Below are 798 nucleotides of genomic sequence, written 5' to 3' on the forward strand. Positions count from 1 at the left end.
CTCCGTCGCCCACCGAGCCCTACACCCTAGAGTTCGTCGGCAGCGTCAGATGTGTATAAGAGACAGGAGCGGATGCTGATCGACAACGCTCAGCTGATGGATGTCGCGCTCGCCGCAGGGCGCGAGGATGTCGTGCGCGGCATCGCGGAGTTCCTCCTCGGCGTGCTGCGTCGCGACGGCGGTGCGTTCGGCGCCGCGCAGGACTCCGAGTCGTGGATCGACGGTCGACGCAGCGAGGGCGGCTACTACCGCGTGGATGCCGCGGCGCGGGCATCCCTCCAGCCACCCGCCGTCGACGGCAAGGTGCTCACCGGCTGGAATGGCCTCGCGATCGGCGCGCTGGCCAGAGCCGGCGCGCGGCTGGGGGAGCGGGAGTGGGTGGACGCCGCGGCCGCAGCGGCCGAACACGTGCTGCGCGTCAACCGCGGCGCTGCCGGCGAACTGGTGCGGTCGTCTCTCGACGGGATCCCGGCCGCCGCGGTCGCGACCGCCGCCGACACCGGCCTGCTCGCCGACGGTCTGCTCGCCCTGGCGCTCGCCACCGGCGATGCGGAGTGGGCGACGCGGGCACTCGGCGTGCTCGCCCAGCCCCTGAGAGAGGACCCGGTGATGGCCGCGCGCGGTCTCGCGGCGGTCGGCGACGACAGCGACGGCGACCTGCCCTCCGGGCCGGCGGCGCGAGCGTCCGCGCATCTCAGCGCGTGGCTGCTGGGGGCGGGGGAGGAGCACCGCGAGCAGGCGGTGGCGCTCTGCGCCCCGCTCGTCGAGCGCGCACGACAGCATCCGCTCGCCTACGGC

The 798-nt window shown here is 74.6% G+C and carries 1 pseudogene; it reads left to right on the top strand.

Going from position 1 to position 798, the window contains the following annotated elements:
* Nucleotides 1-51: 51 nt before the first annotated feature.
* Nucleotides 52-798, top strand: a pseudogene (locus BFN01_RS01435) (thioredoxin domain-containing protein); the annotation flags it as partial.

The organism is Microbacterium sp. AR7-10 (genome assembly GCF_001878835.1).
GTDB lineage: Bacteria > Actinomycetota > Actinomycetes > Actinomycetales > Microbacteriaceae > Microbacterium > Microbacterium commune.